A 7014-nucleotide genomic window follows, 5' to 3' on the forward strand; every position below is an offset into this window, starting at 1 on the left:
GTGGACACGCGCCGGTTGGCGGACAGTTTCCCGGCGATCGATTATTTCGAGGAGGCGCAGCTTCCGTTCATCGTGGGGATCAACGGCTGGGACGGCGGCTATCCGCACAGCGACGCCGAGGTCAGAGACGCGTTGACGTTGGCGGCGCACATTCCGCTGGTGCGGCTGGACGCCCGCTCGAAGGACTCGGTCAAGAGCGCGCTGATCAATCTGGTCGAACACGCGTTGACCGTGCGGATGGCCGTGCCAGGCTGGAGCAACTGACACGGCCGTCGCGCGTCAGCGCACCACGCTCCAGGACTCCCGCTCGTTGAGTGCCTTCACGTCCATGTCGGTGATCCCGCGCTGCGCGGCCGTCATGGCCTCCAGCTCCTCCGGCGTCAGCACGTCGGCGATGTCGTCGAACCCGTGCGGCGCCCGCTCCATCACCAGGCTGATCGTCGCCTCCACCGGCAGCGCCCGGTGGGCGATCACCAGCGCCGACGTCGGCGGGCGCCGCTCCGCCTCGTACGCCGCCAGCGCCTCGGCCGGGTCGTCCACGGTCGCCAGGCATCGGGCCAGCACCCGGGCGTCGAGGACCGCCTGCGACCCGCCGTTGGAGCCGATCGGGTACATCGGGTGCGCGGCGTCGCCCAGCAGCGTCACCCGGCCCTGCCCCCACTGCTCCAGCGGGTCCCGGTCCACCATCGGGTACTCCAGGATCCGTTCGGTGGATGTGAGCAGGGCCATCACGTCGACGTGCGAGTGCTTCCAGTCCGCGAAGTAGCGGGCCACGTCCTCCAGCCGGCCCGTCCGGGACCAGTCGGCCTCGCCGACCTCGCCGCCGTCCCCCACCTTGACCTCGGCCACCCAGTTGACCATCCGGGGGTCGTCGGGGGAGATGTGGTAGGCGACGAACTTCACGCTCAGGTTGGTCCCGGCGACGAACACGGTCGCGCCGTCCCTGACCCGCTCGCCGTCCGCGATGCCGCGCCACATGCGGATGCCGCCCCACCGCAGCGGGTCGCCCTCGGGGTGCAGGAGGGCCCGGACCGACGAGTGCACGCCGTCGGCGCCGACCAGCACGTCCGCCCGCTCGCGCGTGGTCTCGCCGGTGGCGACGTCCCGCAGGGTGACCTCGACCCCGTCGCCGTCCTGCTCGAACCCCTCGAAGCGGGTGCCGAGCCTTACTGGGCCGATCCGCTCCTCGACGGCGGCGCGCAGGATCATCTGCAGCTCGCCCCGGTGGATGGAGTACTGCGGCCACAGGTAGCCGGCCGACCGGCCGCGCGGGATCGACAGGATCTCACCACCGAACTGGTCGGTGAAGGTGATGAACGTGGTCTCCACGCCCTTCTCGGCCAGCCGGTCGCCGAGCCCGAGCTCGGTCAGCTCGCGGGTGGCGTGCGACTGGAGATTGATGCCCACGCCCAGCGGGCGCAGGGCGGAGGCCGACTCGACGACCACGCAGTCGAGCCCGGCCGCGTGCAGGCTCAGCGCCGTGGTGAGCCCGCCGATGCCGGCGCCAATGATCATGATCCGCATGGTGTTCCCTCCCGATGGTGATGTGCGTCCGCTCACCGGACGTGTCCGCTCACAAGAGAGAAGGGGGAGCGCTGGCCGCGCTCCCCCTTCTCCACGTTGTACGCCGCCTCGTCAGGAGGCGCTACCGCTGTAGATCATCGAGTTCGCGTCGAACTTGGAGTCCAGGTACTTGAAGTCCGTCATCAGGTCGGCCACCCGCTGCAGGCGCGTGGCGTTGACCGTGGTCGAGAACCCGCCGAGCACCATGAGCTCGGCCGTGGCCCGGTCGATCTTCGTGTACTTCGGCAGCGCCGCCTCGACCTCGGCCGAGTTGGAGATGGCCACCTCGGTGGCCTTGACCAGGGCGCGCTGGAAGGCGGCGACGGTCTTCGGGTTCTTCTTGGCGAACTCCTCGGTCACCAGGTAGCCGGCGATCGGGAAGTCGGCGGTCGGCCCGGCGAACGGCTCGGCGACCAGCACGGCGCCGTCCTTGCTGGCGGCCGTCTGGTAGAACGGCTCCGGCATGAAGGCGACGTCCATCTGGTCGGTGGCCAGCGCGCCCTGCATCTGCGGGAACGGGAACTCCTTGAACGTCACGTCCTCGGCCGTGAGACCGTTGGTCTTGAGCAGCGACAGCATGGCCAGCTCGGCGACGTTCTTGAAGGTGTTGACGGCGACGGTCTTGCCCTTGAAGTCGGCCACCGTCTTGATGGGCGAGCCCTTCTTCACCATCAGCGCGAAGTTTCCGGGCTTGGCGGTCCACGCCTCGCCGACGACCTTGACCTTGCCGGCGCCCTTGGCGACGGTGGTGATCGCGGAGACGTAGTTGCTGTGCATCACGTCGAGCTTGCCGCTGAGCAGGTCGGCCATGCCGGCGGCGCCGCCCGCGATGATCGTCGGCTTGGTGACGGTGAGGCCCTCGGCCTTGAAGAAGCCCTTGTCGATGGCGATCTGGATCGGCGCCGTCTCGGGCAGCGGCAGCATGCCGATGTTGAGCTCGGTCTTCTCCAGGCCGCCCGCGTTCGCGGAGCTGTCGGAACCGCCCCCGCCGCATCCGGTGGCCAACAGTGCGGTGGCGGTGAGTAAAACGGCGGAAACACGCAGGCGGCGCCGGAGACCGGACATGATCGCTCCAGGGGGAAGACGCGTAATCATCGCGCTTGGGGGTGATCTTGAGGGGAAGAGCCTAGCGCAAGGGGGTAATGGACCCATAGCGCCAGGCCCGGGAATGTCTCTATATCTCGTGACATGTCACCCTTTCTCCCCTTCTTCCGGTTTGTGGAAGTGTGAGAAGAAAAGTGAACGAGATGCTTTCTGTGAGAAACGACGCGGAGCCGTAAGGGTTACGCAGGGTTCCGGCGCGCCGAGCTGTGCCAGACCAGCGCCCGGCGTTCGGCCAGCAGGAAGAGCTGGTTGAGCAGGTAGCCGAGGACGCCGAGAATGATCATCGCGCCCCACATGGTGGTCAGCTCGAACTCGCGCTGCGCCAGGCGGAGCTGGAAGCCGATGCCCTCGGTGCTGAAGAACTCCGCGATCACCATGAGGATCAGCGCCAGCGAGAGGCTCAGCCGGAGCCCGGCGAAGATCTTCGGCAGCGCCGACGGCAGGATCACCCGGAACAGGCGCTGCGCCCGCGAGAACCTGAACACGCGCGCCGTCTCCAGGTGCAGCGGATCCACGTGCCGCGCCCCGTCGGCCGCGTTGAAGATCACCGGCCAGACGACGCCGAACGTGATCGTCACCACCTGCATCTTCGTGCCCGTGTTGAAGATGGCCAGGAACATCGGCAGCAGCGCCGGCGGCGGCAGGGCCCGGCCGAACTGGATGATCGGGTCCACGAACCGGTACAGCAGCGGCGAACGACCGATCGCCACCCCGAACGTCACGCCCACGATCCCGGACAGCACCCATCCGGCGAGCAGCCGGCCGACGCTGTGCGGGAAGTTGCCGAGGGCCTCGTCGGTGAGGAACAGCGTGAGGGGAGATCCGCTGAACCAGAGCTCACCCATCGTCGCCAGGATCTTGGTCGGCGGCGGGAAGAACGGCTTCTCCATCGCGCGCGTGGACAGCTCCCACACGATGAGCACCACCGGGACCACCCAGAGCCGCAGCAGGCCGCTGCCGAACTTCCTCATCACTGTGCCGCTCCAGTCTTGGTCGTGTGCCAGCGGAAGATCCGGCGCTCGGCCCATACGAAGACCACATTGGTCAGCACACCGAGCAGTCCCGCCCACACGGTGGCCGCCACGATCAGGGTGATCCCCTCCGGGCTGCTCTCGGCCACGCCGATGAAGCTGCCGATGCCGTCCGAACCGCCGCCGAGCAGCTCGGTGCTGACCGCCAGGATGAGCGCCACCGACGCCGCCACCCTGATGCCGGTCGCGATGAACGGGGCCGCGCTCGGCAGCGAGACCCGCAGCAGCACGGCCAGCGGGCCGAAGCCGAAGGAGCGCAGCGTCTCCTTGGCCACCGGGTCGACGTCGCGCAGGCCGTAGATGGTGTTGAGGAGGATGGGCCACGTCGACGCGTACACGATCATCGCGATCTTCATCTCCAGCCGGTCGGCGAAGACGAAGGTGGCGAGGGGGATGAGCGCCACGGACGGGATCGGCCGCAGGAACTCGGTCACCGGCCGCAGCGCCCGCTCGATCGCCGGCACGCTGCCGAGCAGCAGTCCGAGCGGCACCGCGATCACCACGGTCGCCGCCAGCCCGAGCGCCCAGCCGATGAAGGTGTCGGCCACGTCGGGCAGGAAGTCCGGGTCGGTCACCAGCTTGACGGCGGTGACCAGCACCGTGGAGGTGAGGGGGAACGCGGCGGTGGAGATGACCCCCAGCCGGCCGGCCGCCTCGGCGACGCACAGGAAGACGACGACGCCGACGACGCCGCACACCAGCGCGCTGTTGAGCGCGCGAGGAATCAGACGCATGGGAATGTCCCGGCGCCGTTCGGGGCACTGGTGCCATTCGGGGAAAACGTCATTGGGGTCTCCATGGCTGCATCGGGCCGCATGGAAGCCGGCCCGATGGGAATAGGGGGGCAGACGGGAGTCAGGGTAACGGAGCGGATCACCGTAAAAGCTGGAGCGGCCGCGCCAGGAGATATTCCCGCAATATCGACATTTATGGTACTTTATGGTGTTTTGACCGTTTTGTGTGGATTGTGGTTATATAGAGTCAGATGAGCGGTTTTCTGAGGCGATTGAAGCTTCAAATGGCCTGATTTATGGCGATTTGACGATTACTGTGTCTCTTGTGACGCCTGCGGCATTGGCCGAATTAATGCGGGTGTGCTCAAATAAGCACTCGTCCCATGGATGTGTTGGCGTCGCAGGCCAAACAGTCATGATGTGATCCGCCCACATCAGACGTCCGAGGAGAGGTTGCCACGTCGGTGAGCCCTGCATCTACCCGCGCGAACCGGGCCTTAGCCCCGGAGACCGCGACACCCTCGCGCACCTCCTCGGTGCCCCAGGAACCGGACGCGAACCAGCCCGGCTCCCCGGCGAAAGCCGTCGTTACCAAGCGGAGACCGAAAAGGGCTGCGCTGCGTAACTGGCGCGTCCGCTCCAAGCTGCTCGCCCTGATCGTCATCCCGACCCTGGCGGCGCTCATCCTCGGTGGCACGAGGGTCAGCGCGTCCATCTCCAGCGCGGCGCAGTACCAGCACATCAACGAGCTGGCGGTGCTCTCGGGGCAGCTCGCCGACCTCGCCCACGGGCTGGAACTCGAACGCGACCTGACCGCGAACTTCGTCGCGCAAGGACGCAAGGCCACCACCGCGGCCGAGATGGAGGCGCAGCAGACCACCGTGAACGGGGCGGTGCAGACCGTGCGCCCCGCCATCGAGGAGCTGGCCAACAGCGACAGCAGCGAGCGGGCCGAGGCCGTGCAGATCCGCAACCGCCTCAACTCGCTGCCCAACGCCCGCAAGGCCGCCGTCGACTCGCAGCTCAGTACCATCGCGGTGATCCGCCTGTACGAGAACACGATCCGCGACGTGCTCTCCCTCAGCGACGACATCGACCGCGGCGCCGTGGACGAGGAACTGGCCAACGGCGTCGCCGCGTTCTCCGCGCTCGGCCGGGCCAAGGTGCAGGCGTCCAAGGAACGCGCCTTCATCGCCTCCGCCCTCGCCGCCCGGCGGATGGACAAGACCACGCTGAGCGAGGTGCTCGCCGCCCGCGCCCAGCGCGAGAGCGAGCTGATCAGCTTCCGCTCCAACGCCACCATCGCTCAGCGCCAGTTCTACGAGGACAACGTCAGCGGCCAGGCCGTCGACCGCGCCGAGGCCATCCGGTCCCGCGCCCTCGTCCTGGAGGCCGAGAGCCGGCCGCTCATCGACACCGCACTCGGCGCGCGCAACGGCAAGACGTGGTTCGAGACGAGCAGCGCCGCCATCGAGCGCATGCGCAAGGTCGAGGCCGACCTGGCCGGATCGATCGTCCTGCGCAGCCGCACGCTGGAGGAGGCGGAGCAGCGCAACGCCCTCATCACCGGTATCGGCAGTGCCGTCCTGCTCCTCATCGTCATCATCGTGACGACGATCATGGCCCGCTCGCTCGTCCGGCCGCTGCGCCGGCTGCGCGGCGAGGCCCTGCAGATCGCCGGTCAGCGGCTGCCCGAGACCGTCCAGCGGCTGCGCGAGTCCGAGGCCGTCACGGAGGTCCACGTCGAACCGATCGGCGTCGACTCCGAGGACGAGATCGGTGAAGTGGCCCGGGCCTTCGACGAGGTGCACCGCGAGGCGGTGCGGCTGGCCGGCGAGGAGTCCCGCCTGCGCAGCAACGTCAACGCGATGTTCGTGAACCTGTCGCGGCGCAGCCAGACGCTGGTGGAGCGGCAGATCACGTTGATCGACGGCCTGGAGCAGGGCGAGCAGGACGAGAGCCGGCTGGCGAACCTGTTCAAGCTGGACCACCTGGCCACCCGCATGCGGCGCAACAGCGAGAACCTGCTGGTCCTCGCCGGCCAGGACCCGCCGCGCCGCTGGAGCCAGCCCGTCAAGCTCGTCGACGTCGCCCGCGCCTCCCTTTCCGAGGTCGAGAACTACGAGCGCGTCGTCCTCCAGGTCCCCGACGGCGTCTCCGTCGCCGGCCAGGCCGTCAACGACGTCATCCACCTCATCGCCGAGCTGGTCGAGAACGCCCTGTCGTTCTCGCCGCGCGAGACCCGCGTCACCGTCTCCGGCAGCCGCATCGACGGCGGCGGCGTCATGCTCTCCGTCACCGACTCCGGCATCGGCATGACCCAGGACGAGCTGGTCCAGGCCAACGAGCGCCTGACCGACGCGCCCACCGTCGACGTCTCCGTCTCCCGCCGCATGGGCCTGTTCGTGGTCGCCCGCCTGGCCCACCGCCACGGCGTCCGCGTCCAGCTCCGCCCCCACGGCGGCGGCGGCCTGACCGCCATGGTCCTCATCCCCGAGACGCTGCTCGGCAACCAGCCCCCGGCCTACCCGGCAGCCGGCGCCGCCCCCCGCGAGGAGGCGTACGCCTCGCCGGCCCCCGCC

General features: G+C 68.6%; 5 protein-coding genes and 1 pseudogene. 2 read left to right on the forward strand and 4 right to left on the reverse strand.

The genetic code is table 11. The features are described 5' to 3' along the window. Window positions 1-264, forward strand: a pseudogene (locus tag AB0H81_RS42940) (ATP-binding protein); the annotation flags it as partial. Between the two features lie 15 nt (window positions 265-279). On the opposite strand, the gene AB0H81_RS42945 reads toward AB0H81_RS42940, so the two are convergent. The 4 genes from AB0H81_RS42945 to AB0H81_RS42960 all read right to left on the reverse strand — a co-directional run bounded on the left by AB0H81_RS42945 (window position 280) and on the right by AB0H81_RS42960 (window position 4432). Then, window positions 280-1515 (reverse strand): flavin-dependent oxidoreductase, encoded by a 1236-nt coding sequence (locus tag AB0H81_RS42945; protein WP_358387701.1) that lies wholly within the window; start codon window positions 1513-1515, stop codon window positions 280-282. 120 nt (window positions 1516-1635) lie between these two features. Then, a complete protein-coding gene (locus AB0H81_RS42950) occupies window positions 1636-2628 on the reverse strand; it encodes an ABC transporter substrate-binding protein (RefSeq protein WP_358387704.1) in 993 nt (330 codons plus the stop codon). Between the two features lie 218 nt (window positions 2629-2846). Continuing rightward, window positions 2847-3638 (reverse strand): ABC transporter permease, encoded by a 792-nt coding sequence (locus tag AB0H81_RS42955; protein ID WP_358387706.1) that lies wholly within the window; start codon window positions 3636-3638, stop codon window positions 2847-2849. Continuing rightward, complete coding sequence (locus AB0H81_RS42960; RefSeq protein WP_358387708.1) at window positions 3638-4432, reverse strand: ABC transporter permease; 795 nt, start codon at window positions 4430-4432, stop codon at window positions 3638-3640. The genes AB0H81_RS42955 and AB0H81_RS42960 overlap by 1 nt, the downstream gene beginning before the upstream one ends. A gap of 464 nt (window positions 4433-4896) precedes the next feature. Between AB0H81_RS42960 and AB0H81_RS42965 the strand changes: the two genes are divergently transcribed. Continuing rightward, the coding region (locus AB0H81_RS42965; RefSeq protein ID WP_358387711.1) for a nitrate- and nitrite sensing domain-containing protein at window positions 4897-7014 on the forward strand (2118 nt) is incomplete at its 3' end.

The sequence above is a fragment of the Nonomuraea sp. NPDC050691 genome, from assembly GCF_040654455.1.
Taxonomy (GTDB): Bacteria; Actinomycetota; Actinomycetes; order Streptosporangiales; family Streptosporangiaceae; genus Nonomuraea.